At 68.5% G+C, this 26923-nt stretch carries 24 protein-coding genes; 7 read left to right on the top strand and 17 right to left on the bottom strand.

Going from position 1 to position 26923, the window contains the following annotated elements; all coding sequences use genetic code 11:
* Window positions 1–50: 50 nt before the first annotated feature.
* From F8568_RS01380 to fxlM, 4 genes are all read right to left on the bottom strand, one after another.
* Window positions 51–1289, bottom strand: a complete 1239-nt coding sequence (locus F8568_RS01380; protein ID WP_328600665.1) for a lanthionine synthetase C family protein — start codon at window positions 1287–1289, stop codon at window positions 51–53.
* A complete protein-coding gene (locus F8568_RS01375; RefSeq protein WP_151590303.1) occupies window positions 1286–4363 on the bottom strand; it encodes a lantibiotic dehydratase in 3078 nt (1025 codons plus the stop codon). The genes F8568_RS01380 and F8568_RS01375 overlap by 4 nt, the downstream gene beginning before the upstream one ends.
* A gap of 95 nt (window positions 4364–4458) precedes the next feature.
* Window positions 4459–4647, bottom strand: a complete 189-nt coding sequence (locus F8568_RS01370; RefSeq protein ID WP_151590301.1) for an FxLD family lanthipeptide — start codon at window positions 4645–4647, stop codon at window positions 4459–4461.
* Window positions 4648–4652: 5 nt separating this feature from the next.
* On the bottom strand, window positions 4653–5927 hold the full coding sequence (gene fxlM, locus F8568_RS01365; protein ID WP_328600664.1) for a methyltransferase, FxLD system: 1275 nt from the start codon (window positions 5925–5927) through the stop codon (window positions 4653–4655).
* A 184-nt stretch (window positions 5928–6111) separates the two neighbouring features.
* Here fxlM and F8568_RS01360 point away from each other — a divergent pair, with 184 nt between their 5' ends.
* Both F8568_RS01360 and F8568_RS01355 read left to right on the top strand, forming a co-directional pair.
* Complete coding sequence (locus F8568_RS01360) at window positions 6112–7512, top strand: helix-turn-helix domain-containing protein (protein WP_160573465.1); 1401 nt, start codon at window positions 6112–6114, stop codon at window positions 7510–7512.
* On the top strand, window positions 7406–9205 hold the full coding sequence (locus F8568_RS01355) for a S9 family peptidase (RefSeq protein WP_151590295.1): 1800 nt from the start codon (window positions 7406–7408) through the stop codon (window positions 9203–9205). Before F8568_RS01360 ends, F8568_RS01355 begins: the two co-directional genes overlap by 107 nt.
* Window positions 9206–9331: 126 nt before the next feature.
* On the opposite strand, the gene F8568_RS01350 is transcribed toward F8568_RS01355, so the two are convergent.
* The 5 genes from F8568_RS01350 to F8568_RS01330 form a co-directional block, all read right to left on the bottom strand.
* Window positions 9332–9997, bottom strand: coding sequence for a pentapeptide repeat-containing protein (locus tag F8568_RS01350; protein WP_160573464.1), 666 nt, complete (start codon window positions 9995–9997; stop codon window positions 9332–9334).
* Window positions 9994–11517 carry a WXG100-like domain-containing protein gene (locus F8568_RS01345; protein ID WP_151590291.1) on the bottom strand — a complete coding sequence of 508 codons (1524 nt, stop codon included), beginning with the start codon at window positions 11515–11517 and terminating at the stop codon, window positions 9994–9996. The genes F8568_RS01350 and F8568_RS01345 overlap by 4 nt, the downstream gene beginning before the upstream one ends.
* The gene (locus F8568_RS01340; protein WP_151590289.1) at window positions 11514–11810 is read right to left on the bottom strand and encodes a WXG100 family type VII secretion target; all 297 of its coding nucleotides are present in this window, start codon (window positions 11808–11810) and stop codon (window positions 11514–11516) included. The genes F8568_RS01345 and F8568_RS01340 overlap by 4 nt, the downstream gene beginning before the upstream one ends.
* Window positions 11811–11967: 157 nt before the next feature.
* On the bottom strand, window positions 11968–12549 hold the full coding sequence (locus tag F8568_RS01335) for a hypothetical protein (RefSeq protein WP_151590287.1): 582 nt from the start codon (window positions 12547–12549) through the stop codon (window positions 11968–11970).
* A gap of 101 nt (window positions 12550–12650) precedes the next feature.
* Window positions 12651–13370: an ATP-binding protein gene (locus F8568_RS01330; RefSeq protein WP_151590285.1), complete on the bottom strand. Its 720-nt coding sequence runs from the start codon at window positions 13368–13370 to the stop codon at window positions 12651–12653.
* Window positions 13371–14120: 750 nt separating this feature from the next.
* On the opposite strand from F8568_RS01330, the gene F8568_RS01325 reads away from it, so the two are divergent.
* From F8568_RS01325 to F8568_RS01310, 4 genes are read left to right on the top strand one after another with little or no spacing between them, the layout of a single operon-like run.
* Window positions 14121–14990, top strand: a complete 870-nt coding sequence (locus F8568_RS01325) for a helix-turn-helix domain-containing protein (RefSeq protein ID WP_151590283.1) — start codon at window positions 14121–14123, stop codon at window positions 14988–14990.
* Window positions 14974–15186, top strand: coding sequence for a DUF397 domain-containing protein (locus F8568_RS01320; protein WP_151590282.1), 213 nt, complete (start codon window positions 14974–14976; stop codon window positions 15184–15186). Before F8568_RS01325 ends, F8568_RS01320 begins: the two co-directional genes overlap by 17 nt.
* A gap of 31 nt (window positions 15187–15217) precedes the next feature.
* A complete protein-coding gene (locus tag F8568_RS01315; protein WP_151590280.1) occupies window positions 15218–15430 on the top strand; it encodes a DUF397 domain-containing protein in 213 nt (70 codons plus the stop codon).
* 13 nt (window positions 15431–15443) lie between these two features.
* Entirely contained in the window at window positions 15444–16034 is a 591-nt protein-coding gene (locus tag F8568_RS01310; protein WP_151590278.1) for a hypothetical protein, read from the top strand.
* A 35-nt stretch (window positions 16035–16069) separates the two neighbouring features.
* Here the strand turns inward: F8568_RS01310 and F8568_RS01305 are convergent, their stop codons facing one another.
* Window positions 16070–16387 carry an Imm51 family immunity protein gene (locus tag F8568_RS01305; RefSeq protein ID WP_151590276.1) on the bottom strand — a complete coding sequence of 106 codons (318 nt, stop codon included), beginning with the start codon at window positions 16385–16387 and terminating at the stop codon, window positions 16070–16072.
* Between the two features lie 165 nt (window positions 16388–16552).
* On the opposite strand from F8568_RS01305, the gene F8568_RS01300 reads away from it, so the two are divergent.
* The gene (locus tag F8568_RS01300; protein ID WP_151590274.1) at window positions 16553–16888 is read left to right on the top strand and encodes a hypothetical protein; all 336 of its coding nucleotides are present in this window, start codon (window positions 16553–16555) and stop codon (window positions 16886–16888) included.
* 5 nt (window positions 16889–16893) lie between these two features.
* Here F8568_RS01300 and F8568_RS01295 read toward each other — a convergent pair whose 3' ends face one another.
* From F8568_RS01295 to F8568_RS01265, 7 genes are all read right to left on the bottom strand, one after another.
* Window positions 16894–17367, bottom strand: coding sequence for a hypothetical protein (locus F8568_RS01295; protein ID WP_151590272.1), 474 nt, complete (start codon window positions 17365–17367; stop codon window positions 16894–16896).
* 809 nt (window positions 17368–18176) lie between these two features.
* Window positions 18177–18482 carry a superinfection immunity protein gene (locus tag F8568_RS01290; protein ID WP_160573463.1) on the bottom strand — a complete coding sequence of 102 codons (306 nt, stop codon included), beginning with the start codon at window positions 18480–18482 and terminating at the stop codon, window positions 18177–18179.
* 20 nt (window positions 18483–18502) lie between these two features.
* A complete protein-coding gene (locus tag F8568_RS01285) occupies window positions 18503–19354 on the bottom strand; it encodes a hypothetical protein (RefSeq protein ID WP_160573462.1) in 852 nt (283 codons plus the stop codon).
* A gap of 19 nt (window positions 19355–19373) precedes the next feature.
* Window positions 19374–21374, bottom strand: coding sequence for a toprim domain-containing protein (locus tag F8568_RS01280; protein ID WP_151590270.1), 2001 nt, complete (start codon window positions 21372–21374; stop codon window positions 19374–19376).
* Window positions 21371–22237 (bottom strand): DUF2637 domain-containing protein, encoded by an 867-nt coding sequence (locus tag F8568_RS01275; RefSeq protein ID WP_160573461.1) that lies wholly within the window; start codon window positions 22235–22237, stop codon window positions 21371–21373. Before F8568_RS01275 ends, F8568_RS01280 begins: the two co-directional genes overlap by 4 nt.
* Before the next feature lie 80 nt (window positions 22238–22317).
* Window positions 22318–22611 carry a hypothetical protein gene (locus F8568_RS01270; RefSeq protein WP_160573460.1) on the bottom strand — a complete coding sequence of 98 codons (294 nt, stop codon included), beginning with the start codon at window positions 22609–22611 and terminating at the stop codon, window positions 22318–22320.
* 420 nt (window positions 22612–23031) lie between these two features.
* Window positions 23032–26787, bottom strand: a complete 3756-nt coding sequence (locus F8568_RS01265) for an nSTAND1 domain-containing NTPase (RefSeq protein WP_151590266.1) — start codon at window positions 26785–26787, stop codon at window positions 23032–23034.
* Window positions 26788–26923 lie beyond the last annotated feature (136 nt).

Here is a 26923-nt window from a genome sequence, read left to right as displayed (position 1 = left end):
TGATCGAGGCGCGGGTGGGATGTCCGGCTGACGGTCGTCTTCTGGGCGGTTCAGTCGATCAGGAGGCATGCGTCCCATCCCGAAATCGGTGCTTCGTCGCGGGCGACGGTGTGCAGGGCGAGGATCGCGCCGACGTTGCCGTCCAGGAGGCTGGGCTCTGGCTCAGGAGCGGTGGCGGTGTGTTGGATGAGCTGATCGGCCAGGTGAGGGAGGACGGCCGCCAGCTCGGGTGTGGCCGCGTCGCGGGCGGCGCGCCAGGCCGTCTGGTAGGTGCCGGCCCAGCCGTGGCATAGGCCGGGGTCGGTGAGCTTGACGGTTTGAGCCCGGTCGGTGAGGCAGTCGTGGAGGGCGTTCTCGTAGAAGCGTTGCCGGGTGGGGGCGTTGAGGGCGATGGCGGCGAGCTGTCCGGCGCGGGCGATTCCGGGCGTGCCGTAGCACCAGCTCGGTCGGGCAGGACCAGACTGCCTGATGCCGGTGTGCAGGTCTGATCGGGTGACGTATTCGGGCCACCATGGGCCGGCGTCGCCCTGCTGCTGCAAGCTCTCGAGCCAGGTGCAGATCGTGTCGATGGCTTCGTGGTGCCCCTTCACCATGGTGCCGTGTCGGGCCGCCTGGCTGAGCAAGAGGAGAGGGCCGGTGATGCCGTGGGCGGCGCCGAGGTTGGCGTGGCCGCCGAAGTGATGCGCTGTGGGGGTGCGGCCGCGAGGATCGTGGGCGACCCACCATCCCGGAAGTTCCTGATCGTTCGTCCGTAGTGGCCTGGTGAGCGCGACGAGGTAGGCCAGGATCCGCTCGAGGGCGCTGCCATTCGGGTCGCGGCGTAGCAGGTGGGCGCCGATTCCCGTCAGTCCGTAGAAGATGTCGTACTCGTCGAAGGCGGGCAGCTCTCGATGGTGAATTCGGGCCATCGCGGCGTCGACCCGGCGATGGGCGAGCCGGTGGACGTGGGTGTCCAGTGTCTTGAGCGCTCGGGCATAGCGGTCGCCTTGTTGGGCTGCAGCGTGGAGGACGAAGGCAAGGGCGGGGGCGCCGAGGAACAGTCCGGTGCTGTCGGCGGCGCTGATGGTTGCGGCGGATGCTCGTTTGATGTGGGCGTGCGCGTCCTTCCACGTTCCGACGCCGATGTGAGCGCGTTCGATGTGCATGAGGGCGATGCCGGCGGCGCCCTTGGCGAGCGATTGAGCCGTCCACTCCTCGTCCGCGGGAGATGTGGCTGGAGTGACCAGGTGCTGGACGAGCTGGTCGGCGAGTTCGGCCGCGGCGTCGCGGGGGCGTGCTGGCGGTGTCACCGTGCGCTCCCGGCCATGGAGATGCGGCGAAGTGCGGCGCTGCGGACGAGGTGTCCGGTAAGGCGTTCGAGGTCGGGATCAACACCGACGGCACGGACGTGATGGAGATGGAGGAGGGACCGCAGGACCGTCAACGGGTCACGTTGCGACTTCAGCGCGGCTCGGTAGTTGGTTAGCGCTATGCGGCGGGCTGTCCAGGCGCTGATGAGGTCAGGTCCGCCTGGGAGCGGCCGGATCGCAGCAGCGTCAGCGTCGGGCTCGGTGAGAGCGGCGGCAAGGTCATGGCACTGTTGGGCAAGGGAGCGGTCGATCGGACCGGCGTCTCGTGGCAGGTGCTGGATGAGCCAGTCGAAGCACTGCCCGGGTGAGGCGGTGAAGCTCAGCGCCAGGTCGATCATGCTGACAGCAGCGAGGACTTGCGGTTCTATCCCGGATCGATTGGCCGCGTTGAGCTGAGCGAGCGCGGCAGATGAGTCGGTGGCGAAGACGGCGTGGGCGGCATGCATCGCGGAGCCGTGGCCGTAGCGTCCCGTCTGGGGTCGGTAGGTGGTGAAGCTGATGTCGGCGAGCAGTCGTCGGCGGTGGAGGTCGGCTGCCCAATCGTGGACCGCTGCGGCGACTCGGCCGTACATCGCGGCGTCGGTGAGTTGCAGGTAGAGCGCGAGGTACTGGTCGTCTTCCGGGTGAGCCATGCGGCGGTGCCGACGGAACCACCACTGCGGTTGCGGTGCGAGGATCTGCAGCAGGTTCGGCAGATGCGTGGTCAAAATGTCGTTGTAGCGCATTGGATGGGCGTTGATATCGGCGCACAGGACGTTGGAGCGTCCGGGTAGATGCGCCTCGATGCCGATCGGACTGGCAGATCGTCGTACAAGTACGGCTGGCTGAGCGGTAGTGCCCTCGGCGAGGGCAAGCGGGAAGAGAAGTTCGTGGGCGCGCTTCCCGATCCAGCCCAGGTCGTCCGGTGAAGGCGCTTCGCGCAGTTCCAACTGGCGGGTGCTGTCGAGCCGGGTTCGCAGCAGGGCGCGGTGTACGCGATGGCCGAGGTCGAGCGGTAGGCGCTGGCCGTCGTCGACCATGGTGACCCTGTCGCCTACGCGGAGCCGGGCCTGCCAGGTTCGGAGTTCGGCTTCCCATTCGGCCATGGTGGCGTGACGGCCGGGGAGATCGGAGGCCGTCAGCAGCCAGCGGGCCGGGGCGAGGATGGTGCGCCGGTACCGCACTCTCGGCAGGTACGGGAGGTGGGCTGCGGCGCCGAAGTCGAAGGCCTTGTAGACAGCGCACCGAGCGGTGGTGATCTCGGCGATGAACCGTGCGAGCGGCGGGGTGTGCACGCCGGCTTCGAGGGCGTGGACGACTCGCGGCTCGACGCGCCTGCCGGTAGAGAGCTGAATGAGGAAGAACTGGCGGGCGTCGGCGGTGACCGCAAGGTCGTCAAGCCCGATCACGCAAGCGCGGTCAGCGCGATGCTCGGACAGGACAATGACGTACGGCAGCAGTTGCGGTGTGCGGCTGATGTTCTCGTTGCGCCGGCGGCGGGGCGCGAAGGACAGTTGGGCGCTGATCGCCTCCGGCACGCCGGCTCGATAGGTGGCTTCGAGGTCGCTCCGGTCTGCTTGGGGCAGCAGGTGAGCGAAGCGTCCGGCCATGCTGCTGCCCGGACGAGGGGTTCCGGTGACCACGAGGCGGAACGAACCGCGGGTCAACGCTTCAACGGACCTAGCGTGGATCTCCACGGCCAGCTCGGCGCGCGGGACGGGGATGATGTCGTCGCCATCTCCGACTGCCAGGTCTTCGATCAGCTGCTCGGTGAGGACGATCTCGTCGTCCCCGTCGAGGAGGGCCTGCTGGACGAGAGCGAGGAGCTTCTCGTCGCGATCGGTCAGCGGACGCCGGGGACGTCCGTGGGCGGAGCCGAGGTAGCCGGCGGGCAGACCGAGTTCGCTGTCGGCGACCAGCTCGGTGAGGGGAACCACAGCCCCGGCGCCGTACCGCTCGCGAAATCGGCCGTGGTAGTCGCGCCAGTGCTGGTACCCGAAGGGCTGGGGCGTCAGCCGATACAGCACACCCGCTGCGTCGTGTGCCTCACGCGCGACCTGTTCGGGGATCTGTACCTGGCAGTCGAGCGCGGTGTCGACGATGAGCGGCACTGGTGCGGCAGCGCTGAGGGTCCGCATTCGCTCGGCCAGTTGGGCGTGTGCGCGCCACGGCGTCGGCGGAGCGTCGATGCCGAGTTCCTCGTTGAGCTCGTAGAGGCGCTGCACCAAGTCGATGGTGTCGGCATTGGCGCCGCGCAGTTCGCGGCACAGGTGGCCCAGAGCGTCCGGCTGGGTCATCGGGGCTCGAAGGCTGCTGATCAAAACGTTCTGGGAGACGAGCCCGGTGAGCATGGCCTCGATCCGTCCTACGGCGGCCGAGGAGAACTCCGCAGCGAGACGGTCGCGCAGCACGCCGAATCTCACCGGTCGGCGAGCGGTTTCGAGGGCTGCTTCGAGCGGACGGGTGAGGCGCACCGATGTCTCGAGCGGCGCAAGCTGCTCGCTCGAGTCGCCGAGGATCACCAGCCGGTCGCCGCGCACCTGCGCGGTGTCGTTCGCGACGACCGGCAGGCGCCGTAGCAGCTCGGGGCAGTGATGCAGGCGGTCGATGATGTCGGCCAGCCAGTCGGCGTCGGGCCGCACGGCCGTCAGGTGCTTGGTCCCCCAGGACACGCGCGCTGTATCGCCGACGTGTGCCGGAGCGACCCCGGCGAACAAGCCGAACGGGGTCGGACGCCGCTGCCAGCGGAGCAGGTACGACGCCACCGACAGCACGACTCGCCGCACGCGCCGCTGCTGGCGGCATCTCCCCTCCAGCACGTCTTGCACGCGGGCGACCAGCACGGGACTGGCGACCTCCAGGGCATCTCGCGCTCGTCCGTCGCGCCAGACCTCCGCAAGCCAATCCCGGCCCTGCTCGGGGTCGTCGAAGTCGTCGAGGGTTGCGAGGAGATCGCCGATACCGTCCGGCGCGGTGGTGGCGCGCAGGAGCACGCCGGGCTGCCACTGGTAGCTGAAGGGGGGCTTGCGCGCCATGGGTGGCCTCCGAGGCTGGCGGTCCACATACCGAAGCCGGGGAACCGGGATGCGCCGGGCGGGGGCTCCAGCGCACCCCGGCTGTCACCGGCCTGCTAGAACGGGTCGTCGATGTAGGAGTTGCAGGCGCTGCCCTGGCAGGTGGAGCCGCACCCGTCGCCGGTGTCGCACATCAGCTTGCCGTTGGGGTGCGCGGCGACCACGACGCGCACGTCGAGGTCGAACTCGTCCTCGGGGAGGTCGTCCGCGGTCACGGGGGTCGGCTGGGTGGCGGTCTGCGCCATCTGGATCACTCTCCTTGTGCGGTAGGGGCGGGAGGGACAACCTGGTCATCGGCGGAACGCGCCGCGGACCAGGAGATCGTGACCCGGCTGTGCCGCTTGTCGACGACGCGGCCTGCAGGCAGCCGGTCATCGGGTGTTCCGGCCGGGTGGACCTCGATGCGGGGGCCGGGCCCGCCGCGCTGCTCCTGGTCCCAGGCGCGCACCTGCGCGGCGACGGTCTCGGTGAGCGCGGGTCCGTTGGGGCCGAAGGCGTGTACGCCGAACTCGACCGTCTGCGGGTCAGCTGTGGGACGGGTCGTGAGGTAGGCGAAGCCGCGATCGTCGACGGTGGCCATGGAGAACCACTTGTTGCTCGGCGCGACGAGGCCGGTGTCCAGGTCCGGGTCCACGGCCATGATGCAGAAGCCGGGCAGCACGGTGGCGAGGAAGAGCTGCAGGGTGTCGAACGGCTCCTGCCGTCCGACCCGCACGCCGGTCCAGCTCTCGGCCCGAGGGGTGCGTACCGCGTTGTCGAGCCGGCTCGGTTCCAGGGGAAGGCCGTCGTCGAACCGCAGGGCGATCTCGCCGGTCCCGGTGACCAGCAACTGCTGCTCCTGGTGGACGCCGGCGCCTTGCATGGGCACGAAGCCGCACACCTGCCCGGACGAGCCGATCAGGTGGTCGGCGACGCGGTCGAACGCGATCGAGCGGGTCAGCCCCTTGATCCGCAGCGGCACCACCAGCCGTCCCGCCGGGGCCAGCTGCGCGGTCCAGGCGGGCGGGACGTCCCAGGCCCCCGCCGTGACCATGATCCGGTCGTAGGGCGCGCCTGCGGGCTCACCGGCTTCCGCGTCGCCCGTGACGACCCGAACGCGTCCGTAGCCGGTGTCGGCCAGCAGGCGTGCGGCCCGCGCCGTGACATCCGAGTCGATGTCCATGGTTGTGACCTCGCCGGCCTCGCCGACCAGCTCGGCGAGCAGCTCGGCGTTGTATCCGCCCGAGCCGATCTCCAGGACCCGCATGCCTGGGCCGATGTCGGCCTGCTCCAGCATCATCGCCTGGATCTGCGGCGCGGACACCGAGCTGGTGATGACGCCGTGCTCGTCCTTCTTGGTGAACACGGCCTTGTAGGCGTCGTACGCCTGCTCCAGGGACGCGTCCAGAGCGAAACGGTGCCGAGGTACGGCGCGCATAACGGCTTCGACCTGCGTGGAGATGATCGTGCCGTCCGCGACGAGCGCATCGACCATCTGTCCGCGCAACTCCGCGGCGCGGTCCGGTGCGACGTTCGTCTCAGTCACTGCAGTTCCTCCAGCCGGTTCCGCCACGAAGGTCGCCGTGCTCTCGGCTTCGCGGCGCGGTGTCGTGTGCATCGAGTACAGCCGGAGCCTGCACGGCCTGGGCGGTACGGCTGACAGCACACACCTCGATTTGGTTTGCTCGCAACGACGAGCAAACCCGCCCCCAGCGACACGAGGCGGCTCGATGACGACGTCCCCACCACCACGTCCTGGCCGCGGCCCCGGCCGTCCGGCCAAACCCCTCAACCCGTCGGCTTCGCTGCTCGCCCACCTCGGCGCCGAGCTCCGCCGGGCGCGCCTGCAACGCGGCCTCACGCTCATCCGGCTCGGCGAGCTGACCGGCTACTCCTGGCAGCACCTCGGCAATGTCGAGCGGGGCCGGGTCGTCCCCACCGAGAACGTCGTCCTGGCGTGCGAACGCGCGCTGTCGGCCGGCGGCCGGCTGGCCTCGCTCCTGCCCGGCGTGATCCGCGAACAAGCCGCACAGCGACACGCCCGTGAAGCCGCCCGCCACCATGCCGACCCGGCGCCCGAAGAAGACATCGACTGGAGCCGCCTGGCCGCGGCCGCCGCACGTCCCTCAGCCGTGACCGTCGACATGGTCGCCGAACTCGAAGCGATCACCGACCGGCAGCGCCGCCTCTACCACGAACTGACATCCGCGCAGATGAGCGTCCCGGTCGAAGCGCATTTGGGGCTACTGATCGCGCTCCTCGGCAACGCCTCGTCCACTGCGCTGCGCCATCGCATCGCATCGGCGGCCGGCGAAGCGGCCGGCTTCGCCGGCTGGATCTGGCATGACCTCGGCGACCCGCACAAGTCCGCCCTCTACTACCGGACGGCCCGGGACCTCTTCCCCGAAGCGGGCAACCCGGCCCTCGCCTCCTACATCAGCGGCTACCAAGCCCTCGCGAGCGAAGCCGAAGGGCATGCCGACGACGCCGTCCACCACGCTCGTCAGGCCCTCGACACGGCCCCCAAGGCCACCACGCGCCTCACCCTTTCCTGGCTGTCCGCCCTGACCGCCGGCACCCTCGCCGCCACCGGCCGACGTGACGGCAGCCTCGCCCTTCTCCACCAAGAAGAGGAGCACTTCGACGCCGCCCAAGACCGCGAAGAGTGGATGTACGAGTTCGACCGGACGGCCCTGGCCGACTACCGCGGCCAATGCCACCTCCGCCTTGGGCATGCCAAGGAAGCGATCACCGCGTTCAGCGAGGACTGGCCGTGCTCCCGGCCACCTGCGAACGGCGCGGCGCCCAGATCACCATCGGCCTCGCCGAAGCCCACCTCTGCGACGGCCGGCTCGACCAGGCCACCGACGCCGCACACCGCTCGCTGGAGATCTTCGCCGCCCGCGGGTCGGTGTCGGGGTTGCGGCGGGTACGACGGTTCCGCGATCTTCTGCGCGACGGCGGACACCACCGGGAGGCAGACCAGATGGACCAGCACGTCAAGGCCCGGCTCCAGGAGCCGCAGTGATCCCGATCCCCGCCGACCAGGTCGCCGAGGCCACCACCGCCTTGGACGCCGTCCAGGTCCTGCGGGGCGGTGCTGTCGTCTACTGGCTGGAGGGCCGACCTGACGGACATGACGTCCTCGTCCGCTGGACACCCGAGGACGGCGCCCGCGACGTCCTTCCCCCCGGAACGGACGTGGCCAGCTACGTCCACGAATACGGCGGCGGCGCGTACTACGCCACCGACACCGAAGTCTGGTTCTGCTACGCCTCCGACCAGCGGATCTACCGCACCACCGATCACAAACCCGTCCCCGTCACATCAGCCACCGGCGCGCGCTACACCGACATGAGGCCCGGCGCCACCGGCCTGTGGACCGTCCGCGAACGCCACGAGGGCGACCGCGTAGTCAACGACTTGGCCTGGATCCCCGCCTCTGGCTCTCCGCGCACCGCGGCGAGCGGATGGGACTTCTACTCGTTCCCGCGTCCCAGCCCTGACGGCCGCTGGCTGGCCTGGACCTGCTGGAACGCACCCACCATGCCCTGGGACGGCACCACGCTCTACATAGCCGAGATCCTCGACGACTCCGGCACCCTCAGCACGCCCCAGCGCATCGCCGGCGGCCCGGACGAATCGGTGTTCCAGCCGGAGTGGAGCCCCGACGGCGTCCTGCACTTCATCTCCGACCGCACCGGCTGGTGGAACCTCTACCGCTGGACCGGCGACCGCGTCGAACCGGTCCTGCAACGCCACGCCGAACTCGGCGTCGCCCAGTGGGAGTTCGGTTACTCCACCTACACCTTCCTCGATGACGCCATCGCCGTCCTCGTCCAGCAGGGCGGGACCCAGACCATCGAGCTCCTCCGCGACGGCAAGACCAGCGTCCTCGACCTCCCCTACACCTCGATCAAGCCCTACCTGTCGGGCTCCGCAACGACGATCGCCGCCATCGCCTCCAACCCACAGCAGCCACCCCAGATCGTCCTGATCGACGCCGCCACCGGCCACCACCAACCCCTCACCACGCCCGCCACCCACACCCATCCCGCTACAACCCCCGAACCGTTCAGCTTCCCCACCCGCGACGGCAATACAGCCCACGGCCTCTACCACTCCCCACCCGCCGCCGGGGGCCCACCGCCGCTGATCGTCAAAGCCCACCCCGGCCCCACCGCGAACACGCCACTGCGCCTGGACTGGCACACCCAGTACTTCACCAGCCGCGGCTACGCCGTCGCCGAGATCGACTACCGCGGCAGCACCGGCTACGGCCGCGCCTACCGCCAAGCACTCCACAGCCAATGGGGTCTCCTCGACGCCCATGACTGCGCCGACGCCGCCACCCACCTCGCCGCCACCGGACGCGCAGACCCCGACCGCACCGTCATCTGGGGCGCCAGCGCCGGCGGCTACACCGCCCTCCGCGCCCTCGCCACCACCGACACCTTCACCGCCGCCATCGCCCACTGCCCCGTAATCGACCCCGCCACCTGGCGCGACGCCGCCCCCAAGTTCCAAGCACACCACGCCGACACCCTCATCGGCCCCTGGCCCGACACCGCCCCCACCTACGAGGAGCGCTCCCTCCTCCACCATCCCGAGGACATCACCCGCCCCGTCCTCATCCTCCACGGCGACAACGACCCCATCACCCCACCCGCCCAGTCCAGAGCCCTCGCCGCCGCCCTCGGCGCCCAAGCCCGCCTCCTCACCTTCCCAGGCGAAGGCCACGTTCTCCGCTCACCCGAATCGATCAAACAAGCACTGACCGCCGAAGAGAACTTCCTCGCCGACCTGCCTGACACGGCACCCTGAGTAGGCCGACGAGAAGAACCACACCCGGACGGCCAACTTTCAGCCCTTCTCCTCGGTTTTCTCGCCGTCCCCGCGCCACCGGAGCGCTTCCTCGTCGGAGCTCGTAACTGCAGAAGAGATATCCCCTCAGGTGTTGACTTCGACCTCGGGTGCGCCGTGGTCGACGAACCAGCGTTGAAGTTCGTCGCCGTCGATCAGTTGAGGTGAGGCCGTGCCAACGTCGACCGGTCCGGTGACATGGCCGGTGGCGCCGTCGAGACGTGTATCCGCCATGCGCACTTCCATGAGGCCGGTCGACGTCGTGGGACCCCCGAAGGTGCAGGCTCGCAGGTCGGCACCGCGCAGGTCCGTTCTGGCAAGCCATGCGTTCCCGAGTTTGGCCCCGCGGAGATCGGCATATCGCAGGTCGGCTTCCTCGAACTCGCTCGTCCGGAGATCCGCGTCGACGAGCAGCGCCCTCTGCGCATCGCAGGCTCGCCCCTGCGCCTTCCTTAGAAGCGCGCCGCTCAGGTCGGCGCCGCGCATGCTCGCTGCGATCAAAGACGCCCTTCCGAGTTCCGCGTTGCGGAGGTTGACCCCGTCGAGAATCGCCTCGTCCAAGCAGGCGCCGAGTAGCTCGAGGCCGGACAGATCCGCACCGGAAAAATCGAGGCCGTCGCCTTCAAAGCACGGAATGAAGCCCTGGGGGTCCTTGGGAAGAGCGTCCAGGTAGGCTTCCAGGGCTTCCCTCGCGGCCGTATCGTGCGGAAAAGCGCGAACGTCCCCGCGCGTACGTCCGAAGCTCTCGCTCATGGTTTCCATATTACCTTCCCCTGCCACTCCGGATGGGCGGCGACCACTTGCTTCATCGCGCTGACCCGCTCCGCCGTCATCCCGATGGGATCAATAATGACATTGATCCCCTTGTCTAGCTCTTTGTTAACCATTGCAGTGAAGAGCTCGGCTGACTGCGGTCTCGGAATCGGCTGACCCGGATTTTTGTTGTAGCTTGGCTTGACATCCGGAGAACTCTTGACATCCCAATGCCGGCCGGCCGCGTCGATGAATTCACCTCGGTCGTTTCCCGCCTCATCGAAGGGGGCGCGCTTGATAGGGCCGGGCAAGAGGCCGTCCCGTTCCAATTGCAAACCGACTTCTGCCTCGCGTCTCGTCGCTGCGTTGGGTTTGCCTCCGTGGGCGGGGTCCTTCGCCAGCTCCGTCAGCCGGGCCTCGTACTCGGGAGTGCCCGGTACGAGGCCGAGGCGGCGTTCGGTGGCTTCGATGTCCTTGCCGAGCGCCTTGCCGACCGTCTTGTCGAAGGCGCCCTGGACGGCTTTGACGACTCTGGTGTCGGCGGTGGCTTTGAGGAGGTCGGCGAGGATCCTGCGGAGGGCCCAGCGTTCGGCGATGGCGGCGACGCGGCCGAGCATGTAGGCGCCGACGCGGGACAGGATCCGGCCGAACAGTTTGCGGAGCAGTCCGGTGACGGCGCCGGCGCCGAGGAGAAGGATGATCTCGGCGATGTGCTCGCCGGTGACGATGCGGGTGGCGTCCCGGGTGGCCTGAGCGTACTCGTGGCATGCGTTGGCCAGCGCGGTGCACATCGCTTGCAGGCCGGGCACGATGGTGGAGGTGTCGCCGGGCCGGTACAGGGTGGCCCAGTAGGTGGCGACGGTGGTGTGTTCGGCGTTGTCGGCCGGGTCGAGGATGGTGGTGATCGTCCAGTTCAGCCACGAGCCGACCTGGCCGATCTCGCGGGCAGCGTCCGCCCAGGCGTCGCCGGTCTGGTCGAACATGTCCGGGTTGCCCTGCGGCCAGTCGTTGGAGGTGCCGAGCAGACCGTCCACCCAGCCGGGCAGGTGCGGTACCGCGCGGCGCAGGAGCGGGACGGTGGTGTTGGGCGCCCAGCTCATCGCCCCGATCACCGACGGGGGCGCGGCGGCCACCGCGAAGTTCTGCGTCACCGGGTGCGGCGGGAAGCGCGGCGGCGCGCCGCCGGGGCGGTCGGCGCGGGAGTGGTGATCGGCGGCCAGGTGGTTGTTGACCGTCTGGGAGAGGCCGAGGGAAGTGCCGCCCAACGCTTCGATCGCCTTGTGGAACGCCTGGTAGGCGGCCTTGGCCGCCGGGTCGTACAGGGCGGCGAACTGGTGGGCGGCCTTGTCGAACCCGGCCATGCCCGACGAATGCGCGGACAGTTTCTGCGACAGGGTCGTGTAGGCCTTGATCAGGTCCTGCTGGCCGATCGCGAAGTTGGCCGCCGCCCGGTCGACCGTCTCGGGCGTGATGTCGACCCGTGCCGGGACGGACGTGGCCGGTACCGGTGGAGGGCTCACGCCGGGTTCCACATGCCGTGGTTCGCCTGGAGGGAGGCGCGGAAGTTGCGTCGTGCCAGGGCGACGTAGCGATGCAGCTCGTCCACCTGGCGGGCCATCTCGCGTGCGGCGAGCATCCATTCGTGATGCGCCTGCTCATAGGCGGTCCGCGCATCTCCTGACCAGTCTGATAACGATGTTTTCAGACGGTTGTCCAAACGGTCCAACTCGTCTTCCAGCCGCTGGTAGGCGCGTTGGAGATCGGCTTCCCCGGCTTCCATCGCCGACAGTTCCGCAAGAATTCGATCAGCCACGGCCGGAGGCTAACCGCGCGAGCGACTATTTTCCAGACAATTTCAGCCTATGGGTGCGATGCGGCAGGACCGGTAGTGGCCAGGCGGTGCACGGAGACCGGTCACGCCTGGAACGATCTACATTTCACCGCGACCCACGGTGGAAAAGGCGGCCTGATCAGGCGGTTGTGACGTCGAAGGTCATGGGTTCGCCTTGACGGTAGCGGCGGTATTGGCGGGCAAGGACGTCAAGGGAGAGCAGGGGCCAGCGGGTGACTGCTCCGGTGGCCTTGTCGACGGCGAAGGTCGCGGGCGTTTCCAGGGTGGGGATGGAGGGCGGTTCGGGCATGTCGGCCTGGACCGGGAGTGCTCGGAAACCGTCCTCGAACTCTTCGATGTGCAGGAGCAGCGGGGTGCTGCCGTGGCGCGGCAGGTGCCGGTGGACGCGGCGCCAAGCCTCGGCGCGGTCGATGCTGCAGTGGCCGGCTGAGGTGGCATCGTCTGCTGTTGGACGGGTGATGAGACTCGGGCTCGTTCCGTCCTCGTGTGCGGCTTGGAGTAGTGCGGTGAGGGCTCGTCTGATCGTGAGGATCGAGTCGCGGACGTTGCGCAGGGCATTGGTGGCGGAGGTATCGAGGCGGGTGGCCGTCGGCTGGGTGAGCAGGTGCTCGATGGTCTCGATGTCGCCTTGTTCTGCGAGTTTCCCGACAGTCTCCACGGCTTGGAGCAGGCGGGTGTAGCGGTCGGCGGCTGGGGACATGGTGAAGGGGGCCTCGTGGTGGGCGTGGGCCGGGGGCGCGGCGACGGGAGGGTGCGCCGCGCCCCCGGGGCTCGGTGGTCCTGTTGCTCGGGTACGGCCTGTCAGGGCTGATGGTGGAACTGTCGGGTCTCGTTGCGGCTGACGATGCGCTCGGCGGTTTCCTGAAGGTCGATCAGCGGTTGGCGTACGTACCCTCGGCTGCAGCGCCACGAGAAGCCGGTCGGAGCGACCCAGATATTGAGGGCTGCGACGGTGAGCACTGAAATGCCGCGGTCATCGCTGCAGCCGGTGGCGGGTATGCCGCGGCTGCGCAGGGCGTCCAGGAGGTTGTCGGACGCCGGCTTCGGGGCGATCGCGTGGGCGGTGGTCGGCCAGCACGCGGGCAGGGGGAGGGTGAACCAGACGCACTTGCCGGACGTGGTGTTCAGGCGGGAGCGGGTAAAGTGCGAACCGGTACGGGTGGCCAGGGCCGCGACGATGGACAGGCCTTTGCCGTGCTCGTCGAGCAGGTCGGCGTTGCCGGAGACCGGCCAGGTGTCGCGGTGGGCGTCGAAGACCGAGACCACCAGCTCCCGGGCCGGATGGGTGCGCGCCCAGACCCACAGCTCGGGACGCGTCGCCGAGGAGGCGTGCGTGTGGGCGTTGGTGGCCAGTTCCGACACTGCGAGCTTGGCGTCGTCGATCGTGTCGGTGGCGAAGCCGAGGTCGCGCATCGTCGCGGCGATGAGGGAGCGTGCTCGGGAGGCGGCGCTGGGGTCGCGGGGGAGCTGGAAGGCGCAGGCTCCGCCGGTCGTGATGTCGGCCGGCCTGCCGGTCAGCATCGTCCGCCCCGGTGGCGCGTCCCGGCCAGGCAGTGACGGCCGCGAGTCCGGCGACGCCGTCGGAAAGGCCGGCGAGCGGACGTGGCCGGCGCGGCCGGTCGCGGGAGCGGCGCGGGTGCGGAGGACTGGAGCGGGTTGCCGAGTGAAGACGGCTGGTGCCGTCGCGTCGGACGGCCGAGGGCCAGCAGTTGGTGCCTCAGGGCGTCGGGCGTGGCCCCTTCAAGGAGAAGGAAGGTGCCGTTTTCGCAGGTCAGGGCCCAGTAGCTTCCGGTGTACTCGCCGACCCAGCACGTTGCGCGGGGAAACTGAGCGCTGAGTTCGGCGAGGGCGCTCTCGGGATCGGATTGGGCCGTCGCCCAAGGCGCTGGCGACGCCGTGAACGCGACGCCCTGCGGCTGGACTTGAACTGAGGCGCCGCCGGGGGCGCATCGGATGGTAGTTGGGCTCGCATCGAGGACGGTCGCGTCCCTACGATCGTGCATGGGTTGGACCTCCGGTGTCCGATCAAGGTCCCGAGCGGTGCTGCAACACCGCTCGGGACCGGCTCGACCTGCCGGTCGAAGCCCTCTGCTGCGGCTGCCTCCCGGCTACCGCTTGGTGCAGGCATCCCCTTCGCCACGTTCAGTGATGTGTTCGCTACTCATACTGACCTCGATGCCGGTCGCTGTCCATGTACTTGTTCAAATTCCTGCTGAACGGATTCGTCGTTCTCGGCCGTGCAGTCGAGAGCGACGTGCCACACTGAGCGACATGTCGAACGCACAGAGTCCAACGGTCAGGCACCGCCGCCTCGCCCGGCAGCTCCGCCGCGTACGTGAGACTTCTGGACTCTCGATGGAGAGTGCCGCCGCCGCGCTGGGGTGGAGCAGGCCGAAACTCGTGCGGTTCGAGACTGCCAAGACCCGCCCGAGGCCCTCCGACGTCGAGGCGATGTTCGACCTCTACGGGGGCGACGAAGCCGTCAAGCTCGCGCTCATGCAGCTCGCACGGGACATCCGCAAGCGCGGCTGGTGGTCGGCGTTCAACGACGTCCTCACCGGATCATTCGCCGAGCTCGAGGACGATGCCGCCGAAATCTGCAGTTGGCAGGTGCAGTGCATCCCAGGTCTGCTCCAGACCAGCGACTACGCCCTCGCCCTCATCCGTATCGGCACTCCTGACGACCCCGAGGACGTTCACCTGCGGCGACTCCAGGCGCGCATGGCCCGCAAGACCATCCTCGAACGCAAGGACGCACCCTTCTACAGAGTCGTCCTGGACGAGGCGGCTCTACGGCGCCCAGTCGGTGACGCGAAGATCATGTTCCATCAGCTCGACGCTCTGCTCACCCTGGCCGGCAAACCGAACGTGAGCATCCAGATCATGCCGATGGCTGAGGGGGCGCATGCCTGCATGGACGGCGCTTTCGTCATCCTGCGCTTTGTGGATGATTTCCACCCCGACATCGTCTACCTGGAGGACATGGGCAACGAGATCTACCTCGAGGATGTCGAACAGGTCAGCCGTTGTAATGTGAGGTTTGACCGTCTTCGCCGGCAAGCGCTGGCCGAGCAGGACTCGATGGCGCTGATCGCCGACATCGCCGAGGAGTATCAGAAATCCGATGAGCCCTCACAATGACCTATCGACGGCTCACTGGCGCAAGGCCAGCCGAAGCAACAGCACCGGCAGTGACTGCGTCGAAGTTGCCCGCCTCCGTGGGCTGGTCGCCGTCCGCGACTCCAAGAATCCTGACGGCCCCAAGCTGTTCATCGACAGCGACGCGTGGCGTGCCTTGGCCGACCGGGTCGGCAGCGGTGAGTTCGACATCGCCTGAGCGCGCGTCGTCGAGGAGTGCCAGCAGTCCGATGAGCCTTCACGCTGACCTACCGAAGGCACGCTGGCGCAAGGCCAGTCGGAGCAGTAGCACTGGAAGCGACTGCGTCGAGGTCGCCAACAGCACCGGAGGAGTCGCCGTCCGCGATTCCAAGATCCCCGAAGGGCCCAAGCTCTTCTTCGGCCGCGAAGCGTGGCGGGACCTGGCCGAGCGTGTCAGCCGAGGTGAACTCGACCTGTCGTGAGACCTGGGCGCACATGCGTGCGCTCAGCACGGTGGAGCTGCTGTGCGCAGCAGGCAACGTTTGCCTCGTCGAAATCTCGCGTGGGCATTCTCGGCCGCGCCAGTTGCCGTGCTTCGCTGCTGTACGGCAGGCGCCCGAGTGGGACGCTTCTCTCGTGCCCCACCTCTTCCACCTCTGGCTCGCGGCGCTCGACGAGACCGTCCCAGCAGCCGAGACGCGCACGTACTGGAATGGCAAGGGTGATCCCACCCCGGTACTCGATGCCGCGCTCCTGAGGGCTGACTACCTGTACGTGGGCGCGTGGACTGAGGAGCACGAGCCGGACGAGCCGCAAAGCGGTAGGTGCCCCGCCCGCCGGATCTTCGATTGGCTGTTCTGGCGCGGGACGATCGATCGCTACTGCGTGCCCGTCCTGGATGACCACCTGGCTGAGGACCTCCTGCGTTGTTTCGAGGCCCGGCCTGACGACCTCCCAGCGCCGCCGACCGCAGCCATGGATCAGCTCAGAGCCTTCCTCGATGGCCACCGCGAATGGGGTCTCCTCCCGGAGGAGCGGCCACCTGAGCACCCTGACAAGACACCCGCCCAGGAGGGCACTCAGTAGCTGTCACAACAAGGCAGACTCCGCCTGATGCAGCACTAGTCGTCGAACTCGAAGCCCGAGGTCTCCGCCCGGACGATGATGCCGCGTACCGCGTCGGGGCTAGCGATGACCGACTCAAGGGCCGTCTTGAGTTGCGCGAGGTCCCTTGGAGTCCCGACAGCGCAGAACATGCCGGCCTCGCTGTTGAAGTCGAGCTTCTCGGCGATGTCCGGCCAGGCGAACAGCACGAGACCTTCCCAGAAGTACCCGTTCGGCTCGTGGCCTGCGTCGGCCACTGCAACGTCAGCCCCCAGGCCACCGACGTCCAACGTCAGCGAGTGCTCGCCGTCGAAGTCATGAAGCTTGATGGTCACAGCCGCGCTCCTCTCACCTCCGGCGCGGGCCGCCGGATCCGCTCCAGTGCCCCATCCCCTCTCGCCGCGCTCATCCCGGTGACTTTTCCGGCCACGGCACAAGCGAGTTGGACGTCAGGGACATAATAGAACACATGTTCGACATTCCGGGTTGCTGAGGTGCGGGTGCCGCCTGCCGTCACCTACCGTGCCATCGACGGCCCGGCGTTCCTGCTCGGCTGGGAGCGCCACCCGGACCGGTCATGGTGGGCCAGAATCCTCTGGATCGAGATGAACCCCGATGGCTACACCGGGCGGCATGCGCGCGTGCCCGGCGCCGAGGTCGCTCCCATCCCCGGCCAGGACTACAGCAAGGTCCCGCGCCATCGCCTTGCCGCAGGCACGCGCCCACCCAGCGATCCCACCGACCCGCGCGACCCGTGCCACCGTCCGAGCCCGCAAGAGCGGTACCGGAACGCGGCCGAGCAAGCCCTCCGTCGCAGGCCCGAGCCCGATTTCTGACCACCTCAAGGACACGGCCGGCTCGTGCCGCGCGGAGGCTGCTGCGAGCGTTGCCTTCTGGCGAGAGTCGGTAGGGCCATCAGCTGGTCGAGGGCGTCGGGTCCGGAGAGCAGCGGCGCTCGTTTGTGAGGCTCCGAGGTGGTGGGGCTGGAGGGCGGGCGTGGCCTGATGTCGCCGTTGGCTGAGATCTGCGTAGACGGGTGGGACGAGGTCGCGACAGTCAGTACGGCCGTACGTTCGTCGTGCCGCGGCTGGATGTGCGGGTGGTCGTCTCCGTCGTCGTAGGTGACGAGGAGGCGGCGCGAGAGGCCGAGACGGCGCAGGTGAGCGTACGCCTCCTGGTCGTCATCGGTGAGGGTCAAGCCTGGGACGCGCTCGTCTTGCAGATCGCCTGCCGCGATGCCGAGCAGCCGGCGGGCGTCCGGACGGGTGAGCACCAGCTCGACGACGTGCTCGCGCTGGTGGGTGAGGGTGCTCATGACCAGGTGTCGGACGGCGTCTTCCGCTCTTGGTCCCGCCAGGAAGGCGCCACCCCAGTCGAGGGGATCGTGAGGAGCGGCGCCGCCCGGCTGGCGGCTGGGCGGCATGGGCTCTATAGCGGAGGGTGGTCTTCGGTGATGGGGCCGTCTCTTGACGGGCTGTGCTCGCAAGGCCTTGCCTCTCCAGATCGCTACGCTGCCGAGCACGGCGAGAAGGAGAAGGACTGCTGCGCGTCCGTACGTATTGAGTGGCCCTCTCTTCTCCGTCCGTGAACGGTGAGGGATGGCGGTGCGGTTGGACGGTGCCGTGGACGGTGAGCCGGTAACGCTCTTGCGAAGTTGCGGCTGCTCGGACATGGGACGGGTCGGCGTGCGGGACCGCCCGGGAGCGGGGCTCGGGCTTGCGGACGGCTTCGGTCTACTTCTTGGCTGTGGTCGGGAGCCGCGTCCGGAGGTCTCGTGGTGGCCGTGGCTCGCGGGCCGGTGCCGTTTGGTGTGCTTGGCCGGAACTGAATCGCGGAAGACGTAATCCCAGTCGGGATCCTTGCCGGTTTCGATGCTGTGCATTACTTCTTGGCGGGCGCGGCGGCAGACCTTCTTGCGGTCGACGTACTGCTTCGCGATGGGGTTGAGCGGCGGGCAGCCAGGGCTCGGCTCTGCCCGGGCGGGTACGGCGAACCCGGCCCAGCTCGGCACTCCGACCAGCACGGTGAGCGTCGCGCCGGCCAGGAGCGTGGGAACCTGCCGTTGTTGTAGACGTCCATGGGCAGTGAAGCGCCCTCGCCGCCGCCCAGCTATCTCTTCCCTGGTCATGGCTCTTCCACGTGAACCTGGATCACCTTGCGGGTGTCGTGGCGTTCGGGGGACGGCGGTGGCCGGTGAGGGGCTGGGGCCTTGGTCGGGCGCGGGTGCTTGCGAGGCCACTTGAGGGCCATGATCAACGCGATCGGCCAGCCGATGACGGTGGCGCAGCACAGGGCGTTGACCAGCATGATGAGCAGGATTTCGTCCGCGCCGCGGACGAGGGCGATGAAGGTCGGCAAGACGGCGAGGACCACGAAGACGGTGACGATGGTCAGCGTCCAGATCGCGTCCACGAGGAATTCGTCGGACATACGGTTCCCCCTTGTTGTCGTCAGAGGTTGCGGCGCCGGTTCCGGTCGGGTGTCTGCGTTGCGGCCTTGCGCGCGGCCGGTGGTTCGAAGGGCCGCTTGGCGCTGATCTCCAGGGCCTGGTCGATGGTGAAGGGGAAGCCTTCGGCGGCCAGCCGCGCCTGCGTGCCGTAGGCGACCGGGGCGACCTTGGCGATCACCTCGCCCGGCAGGTTGGTGGTGGCCTCCAGGACGGTTCGCATCTCGTCGGGGCCGAGTTGGCGTTCGCGGTGATGGTCGGCGATCTGGTGGGCGCGTTGCTGCAGGCGAGCGTTCTCCCAGTCGCTGCGGTGGGGGCCGTAGATCGTGGCGGCCCACTCGGCGCCGGTGCCTTCGGCGAGCGCCGGCCGCGGGGTCGCGGGCTCGCCGGTGCGGACGTTGGGGTCGCGGGTGAAGAACGGGGCGGCCCTGCGCATCGCGTCGAGGGGTTCCATGCCGTCGGTGCGGGCTCGGTCGTAGTGGCTCATCGCGTGCGGGTGCAGGTCGCGGAGCCGGGATTCGCACTTGCGGACGGCCGCGGCCGCCGACGAGCTGGTGGCGGTGTAGGGGACGGCGGCTCCCCATGCCTCGGCGACGTGCAGGAGCCCGGCCTGCTGGAGCCATTGACGGTCGTGGACCCGTACCCACCGTGAGCGGGCCTCGGCGAACGCTGCCTGCTGGGCCGCGGATTCCGTGCGTTCGGCCGCCGCGTCCCGCGCCAGCTCGGCGGCTCGTAACCGGGCGGCGCGGTGTGCGTAGCTCTGTTTGAGGGCGGCCGCCATCGCGATGATCTGAATCATGCGCTCGCCGCCGTGCGAGAAGCCTTCGGTGATCGGGTCCGGGTGCTGGTTGGTCATGATGTGTCTCCTGGCTCGGCTATTTGGTGCGGCGTGCTCGTGGTGCTCGCGTCGCCGCTGGTGCTTCACGTGAAGGCGGAGGGGACGGGAGATCGGGGAGCGAGGGGGAGTCGTGCGGTGCCGGCTCCGGGGGCGGGTCGCGGGTGATCGCGGACATCACGGCGGCCGTGACCTCGGCCGGTGCGCACTGGGCGCGGGAGGCGACGCGGGCGACCTGTCTGGCGGCCTGGTCTGGGGGCAGGCCGGCGATGACGGTCGCGGCGGCGCGGACGGCGGCCAGCCGGTTCTCGGCGAACTCCAGCGTTCGTCCAGCTCGCTCCAGTTTCTCATCAACGACCAGGTCAGCCAGCGGAACCGTCGACCGCAACGCCGTCTCGACGTCCGTGCCGCCCGGATCGCCGAGCAGGTCGGCGGGGTCCCGGTCTACGGGGAGCCGGACGGTTTCGACCGGCCCGGCGACCTCGCTCAGGTAGCGCCAAGCCCGGACGGCTCCGCCCCGTCCGGCCGCGTCCCCGTCGAGTGCGATGACCAGGCCGCAGGTGCCGAGGTCGGTGTGACGGATCAGCGCGTCCAGATGGGCTGGGCTGATAGCGGTTCCGCAGGTGGCGACGGCGGCATAGGTGTCCGGCATGACGGTGTTGACCGCGATCGCGTCCAACGGGCCCTCGACCAGCAGCGGACGGACGCCCTGGGCGGCGAGCCGGTTGCCGACCTCGTGCAGGCCGAAGAGCACCTCCCGCTTGTGGAACAGGACCGTGTCTGGCGTGTTGAGGTATTTGGGGCCTGCGGAGCCGTCCTGTCTCCGGCCGACGAATCCGATGACCGCGCCGTCGCCGTTGCGCAACGGCAGCACGACCCGGTCACGGAAGACGTCGATCAGCTCGCCGTCACGTCCGCGCTTGCCCAGACCGGCGGCCACGATCGCCTCATCCTCGTGCCCGCGCCGGCGAAGGTGCTCGACGAGCGTCCGGCGTGACCGGAGCGCATGCCCGACCTGCCACCGCGCCTGGAGCTCCGCAGTGAAGCCTCGGCGGGCCAGATAGGAGGCGCCCCAGCTTCCGGCGAGGTTGGCGACGAAGAAGCGATGCGCGTCCTCGATCGCAGCAAGCAACTCATCGCGCGAGCCTTCCGCCGCTGGCGGCTTCTTCGACGGCCTCGATGAGACGGCCTCCATCCCCAGAGTTCGGCCCGCCGGAAAGGAAGCGGCAGGATCGACGGGCTGCAGCTTGCTGAGCCGGAACCGCAACCGCGAGGCAGTCCGAACCACCTGCTCCCCGACCAGCCGGACGGCTCCCGCCGCATTGACTCGCTCGTCGGCGCCCGCCCAGCTGCGCGGAGCCGAGAACGACAGATGCCCGGTCGGCAGCCCGACCTCTGCCAGCAGCAGGAAAGCGACCGACTCGGCGAAGGCGCGCCTGGCCCCGTGGCATGGCTCGCGGTCCAGGTTCGACGCATCCAGTCGTCCCTGGACGTCGAGAAGGTGCGCGAGCTGGTGGGCCAGAAGCGTGGCCGCCTCCAGGTCGTCAAGCTCGGGCGCGATCGACAGCCGCCGCTCGGGGTCTCCCAGGTACGTCCAGCCCTGCCCCCGATCCAGGTAGACGCCGAGGTCGGCAGTCAGCCGGCCCAGCCTCGTCAGACCCGTGGCCGTCGGAACAGGAACGGCATCCTCGATCGCCGCGCCATCGGTCTGCTCGACGTCGAAGACCGGACGCGGCTTACCCGAGCGGGACAGGATGCAGATGCTGGTCTCGCCACGCCGGACCTGCCGTCCCAGCTTCAGCCAGTCGTCGTAAGAACGGACGTCGGTGGCCGTGGGCCGCTGCGCCGGGATCAGCAGCGTGTTGGTGAACCCGTAGCGGCCGTGCCGGCTCGCCTGCTCGAGCCACGCCGCCCAGCCGAGGCGCCCGTCGAGCAGAGCCGCCACCCCGTACTCGGCGATCCCACCCAGGAAGTCCAGCTGGCGCTGCCGCTTCTCCTCCGAACCGGTCTCCTCCTGCTCAGGTGACAAGGGCCTGGTCATTCGCCACCACCCTGAGCCGAGTCGTTGCGCAGGACGGTCAAGAGCTGCTGCAGCCGGGCGGTACCGATCGGGTACCCCAGCTCTCGCAGCCGGTCACCGAGGTAGTTGCGGGTGACCCGGACGCCTCGCCGCCGCGCCTCCCGCTGAACACGCCGCGCGGCCACCAACAGCTCGTCCTCACCGAGAGCCTGCTCGACGGCGCTGAACGTGCCGTCCTCGAGAGCGCCGTCCGCGCCGCTACCGGTCGGCATCCGGCGCAGCGCGAGCCGGTCGGCCAGCGGCGCATCCCAGCGCCAGGCCCACCGCCCGTACTCCTCCTGCAGCCGCGATACCGCCAGCAGATGCCGGTACTCCAGCTTCAGCCCGTCCTGGTAAGCGGTGACGTGCCACAGAACCATCCGCCGCCACAGCAGCAGGCTGGAAACCGGCGCGAGCAGCCAACGAGCCGCCGGCACCCGCTCCACCCGGCGCCCGGACGCCAGCCCTACCCACCGGCGGATCAGGTGCCGGACGCCCTCCACCACCGTGATGAACAGCACCGGCATCGCCGCGTACATCACGCTGCCGGCCAGCTGACCCTGCGCGGCGGACACGTTCACCAGCACCGTGCCGCCGATGTAGGCCCACGCGACCCACCGCAGCACCGGCCACGGCAGGTCCAGGTACTCCAGCAGCAGATCCCAGGCCAGCAGGATCGAGATGCCCAGGTCCATGCCGACTGGAACGATCCACGCCAAGCCCTTGAAGTGCGGTTCGGCCAGCTGCCGCACCGTGGTGAACGAGCCGACCCCGCCGAGCACGGCAAGAGCCGCGATCAGCGGAGCGACCAGGACCACCACGACCTGAACGACGCGGCCATGCATCCCTCCGGTCGATGCTTCTACCGAGGCCACCGGTGGTTCTTCCAGCGCGAACCCTCGACGGCTCCGTCGTCTGAAGATGGTCACCGCTTCCGCCGCCCCACCATCCAGATCAGCAGCCGCGCGACGTGCCGGACCTCGCTCGCCGTCCCGAGCACCCGCCCGTGCGCCGTGACATAGACGTACGCGCCGTCCGCTCCCGCGCACATGACGGTCTCCGACCAGCCATCGCAGCGGACCCTCAACCGCCATCGCCCATGGCGCGGCCGGCGCACCCTCGTCGAGGCGCCCAGCCGCTTGAGCTCGAAGTGCAGCCGCAGCAGGCGCTCCCGCCGCACCGCCAGCTCTCTCTGCTCGACCGCTACCAGCGTTCCCATCGCTCCCCCGTCGGCCGGTGGTTGACGAGCCACAGCTCCGTCAACCAAAGTCAGTGAGTAGAAACGATGCAACACACAACGTCGTCGATCAACTACAGTAAGTACCCGGCGTGTCGACGGTGGCCTACGATCAACCACCTGCGTCGAGGCCCGACACCTGGGAGGACGCGCCCGGCCTGATGGCCGGCGCCGAGGTCCACCAGTGGACGCCGCGGCAGTGAGGCTGCTGCTTAACATCGAGCTGAGCGCCGCCGAGGCGATCAAGCTTCCGGTCGGCACGTCCGTCGACGGCGCCGACCACTACCTCGCCCGTCAGGCCTTTGAAGCGCCAGGGTGTCGACGCAGTCAGCAGCTCCGGAGGATGGACGTCGGTGTGGCGCCGGACGGATCAAGGCCGCAGGTATACGCCGAACGGCCAAGTCAGTGCGGATTCCCGTTCTGCTCGGCGCCTATGGCTTGAAGCGGGTGGTGCAGAAGATCGGTCGGACTGATCGTCCAGAGTCGTAGGACGCCGTCGTTGGATGCGCTGATCAAATGATCGTCGGGTGTGAAGGCCACGGAGTCAATGGCTTCGGGGATGCCGCTGAGCGCTAATTCAAAGCGCCTGTGGCGCATGTCCCAGATGCGAATCGTTCGGTCGTCGCCGCTGCCAGCGAGGTGGAGACCATCTTTGCTGAAGGCCAGGCCGTTAACGGCGCTGTTGTGACCGGAGGGCAGAGCACGGGTGAGTTTGTTACTGCGGCGATCCCAGAGCCGGATGCTGCCGTCAGTGGAAGCGATGGCCAGCAGGGTGCCGGCCGGGTTGAAAGCCAGCCGGTGAATGACGCTGCGGCCGTCTTGGAATCGGTATTCTTCCTGCCAGTCGCTGGTTCGGTAGACGTGGACGGTGCCCCCATACTCCGCGGCGGCCAGCCACCGGCCGTCGTCGCTGACATTGAGGGCTTCGATGTTTCCCTTGGACTGTCCCGGTGTCGTCTTAAGCCTTTTTAGTACCTTGTGCATCGCGTAGTCGTGAATAATGATCTGTTGGTCGTCTCCGGCCGTCGCCACGAAGTGCCGGCGCGGGTCGAACACGACGCACCACACCGTGTCGGTGTGGACGCGGGCGTCGGAGAGCAGGGTTCTGGATGCGACGTCCCAGATCCATACCTGCTTATGGCCATAGACCACTGCGGCGAGACGTTTCCCGTCCGGGCTGAAGGCCACGTTCCAGATACCGTCGGGAAGGTGCGGCGACAGGGGTGTTGCCGGGTTGTCGGGGTGGCGCGGGTCGGTAAGGTAAACGATTCTAGCGTCCCCACCGGTGGCTATGAGAGATCCCGTGTGATCGACCGCCAGAGCGTGCAGGCTTGCGGAGGGTTGGGGAAGAAACGCAGGGGCGAGCGTTCTCCACACCGTGACCGCGCCGTCGTCGCTGGCTGTGGCAGCCAGGCGCCCGCCCGGCTGGAACGCAACAGCCCGGACACCTTGGAGGTGGCCACCAAGGGTGAATACCTGTCGGTGCCCCTGGACGTCGATCAGTTGGGCGGTGCGCCCGCTTACGACTGCCAGCAGACGCCCATCATCTCTATAGGCGAGGGCCCCGGCTCCCTCTGGTATCGCGGTTCGACCCTCGATCCGGCCGGTGCCCGTATTGAAAAACTGCACCTGGCCAGCCTGTAAGCTGAACGCCAGGGTGGCGCCGTCCGGGCTGAAAGCCACGCCCATGACGCCGCTGTCGGCAAGAGGTGGCTGCGTGGCCGCGCGTTTGCCGGTGGTGGCGTCCCACAAGGTCAGGTGACCGGTGTCATCACCGGCGGCCACAAGATCGGAGTGCGGATCGAAGGCCACTGCGTATACCTTGGCGCCCCCTCCGTGCAGGATCTGTGGCTTGGTGGTTCCGCCCGCCCAGGTGGCGACCAGGCCGCCGGTCCCGCTGACCGCCAGACGTCGGCGGTCGCCGTCCCAGGAGAGAGCCAGAACGGTTGTTACGTTGAAGGTGTGTTTCGCTTCGCTGGTGATCGTTCCGTCCGGACCGATCTGGAAGATCGAGACGGCGGGACCGTAGGCGACGGCGAGAGCGGTTCCGGAGGAGGTGCGTCCGCCGAATGCGACCGCGGTGATCCCATACGGCATGTGTTCCGAACGTACCCGGGCCCTGCCTTTGAGCCGCCACAGCCGAAGCGTGCCATCCAGATCGCCGGTCGCCGCGAGCGAGCCGTCCGGGCTGAAACTGACGCCGGCGGCCTGGGCGTAACCGGCCTGCCACCTGGCCACCAGCGGTTGGGCTTGGGTGCTCAGCAGCGCGCTTCGTGTGGCCGCCGTGTCGCGCTTGCGGTACGCGCTCACGGCCTCCTTCCAAGCCTTGTCGGGCCGGTCGAAAGAGTCGGCGTTGGCGCGGACCGCCAGGTCGGTCGCCTCACTGAGTTGTCTCATCGCGGCGCGGTCCCGGAGTAGCAAGATGAGATAGCCCGATACCACCAGGATGACCGGCACCGTGATCGCCAGCATCCAGATCAAGCGCCGTTTTCGGTGCTCATGTGCGCGTTGAAGCCCTTCCTCCTCATCTCTCTTCCGGGCTGACTCGGCTAGAAACCGGCGTTGCAGGCTGTCGCGCCCGCTGCTGGGTGCGTCGATGCCCTCAGCGGGTGCGGTCGCGGCGGCCGCTAGCGCCTTGTTCAGCCGTTCCCCGCGCAGCAGCAGCCCTGGATCGTGTCCCTCTCGCTCCCATGTGCTCGCGGCTTCTCCGACGAGCTGATCAAACTTCAAACGTTCTCGGTCGGTGTCGATCCAGTTGCGCAGTTGAGTCCACTCGTGCAAGAGGGCCTCATGGGTGATCTCGACTGTGGCGCCATCCACTGTGAGCAGGCGCGCGGCGGTGAACCTCTCGATCACCTCCAGCGCGGTCTCTCGAGAGGGGACGTACTCTACGAGCCGGTCCAGGGGCACCCTGCGCCGCGTCTCCTGCGGCCCCGGGCCGATCGCGACCAACTGCGGGAACAGACGACGGACGGTGCTTTGAAGCTGCTCGTCGAGGCTGGCGTAGACCTTATCGGCGCTGGTCTTGATCGCTGCGCTGATGCCACCGGAGGCCTGGTAGCCGGTCAGGGTGAGCTTCTGATCGTTGCGCTGCTGCCAGGTCACGCGCAACGCGTGGGCGAGCATCGGCAGCGAAGCCGGCACCGGCTCATCCGGCCGGGACTCATGCCAGGCCGTGACGCCCAAATCTCGGAAGAGCACCTTTACCAGGCCAGGCTCCAGAGACAGCTCCATGGCATCCGCCGGGCCTGTGATCGCCTTCTCCAGTTCGGTCACCGACATGTCGCGCAGTACGTAGTGTCCGTGTTTCAGCGCGTCGGTGAGCCCGGCGTAGGACAGACAACGCGGATAGAAGTCGGCTCGCATTCCCAGAACGACCAGCGCTCGCGGCAGCCCGTCCACTGGAGCCGGACCGGCCATCGCGCACAGCGCTGCGATGAAGATCGCGCGGTCCTCTTCGTTCGAGCAAAGCGCGAACACCTCCTCGAACTGGTCGACGATCACCACCAGTTCTGGGCCCGGCACCGCTGCGTCGCCCGGCTGGAGTGCGTTCCCCCGTGGTGGTGGGACCGAGGCCGGTGGGCGGCGCAAGGCCTCGACGATCGCCTCTTGTGCTGCTCCGGTATGGCGGTTGAGCAGGGCGGTTAGCACGCCCAGCGGGTCCGCGCCCGGCGTGCAGATCTCCACCGGCCAGTCCCTGGAACGAGGCGCCGGGAGCGCGCCCCGTGCAAGAGCGGGTACCAGTCCCGCCCGCAGCACCGACGACTTGCCCGCGCCTGACCGCCCGGTTACCAGCAGCGGGCCACCTCGCCCGGTACGGTCGGCCAACTCCGTCACCAGATCGGCAACCGCCCTGTCGCGGCCGAAGAACAGATCCGCGTCCCGCCGACCGAATGGAGCCAGGCCTGGATAGGGACAGCCCAGCTCTTGCGGATCAGCGGGAACCAGAGCGGCAAGCTGCCCATCGGCCTTCAAGATGCGATCACACGCTTCGGCGATCTTCGGCGTCGGAGAGGCTTTGCCTCGTTCGACCCTGCTGAGGTGACCGATGCTGTAATGCACCTCTTTGCTTAGCTGCGTAAGCGTCATACCGCGCCGTTGGCGCATTTCGCGCAGAATCGACCCAAAGTCGGTCGATTCACCCGTCGTTTCGTCCATTTGGTCGCTTTTCCTTTTGCGTGGGAGCCGCGCAACAGGCAAACACTGGTGAATCTATCGCCAAGGCCGCAGAGTTTCAGTCGGGCCGAGAAAGTCGAAGGGCCAGTGGGCGACGCAAGGACGGAGTTCTTGCCGC

The organism is Actinomadura physcomitrii, assembly GCF_008923205.2.
GTDB lineage: Bacteria > Actinomycetota > Actinomycetes > Streptosporangiales > Streptosporangiaceae > Spirillospora > Spirillospora physcomitrii.
This window is presented reverse-complemented; position numbering and strand designations above follow the sequence as displayed.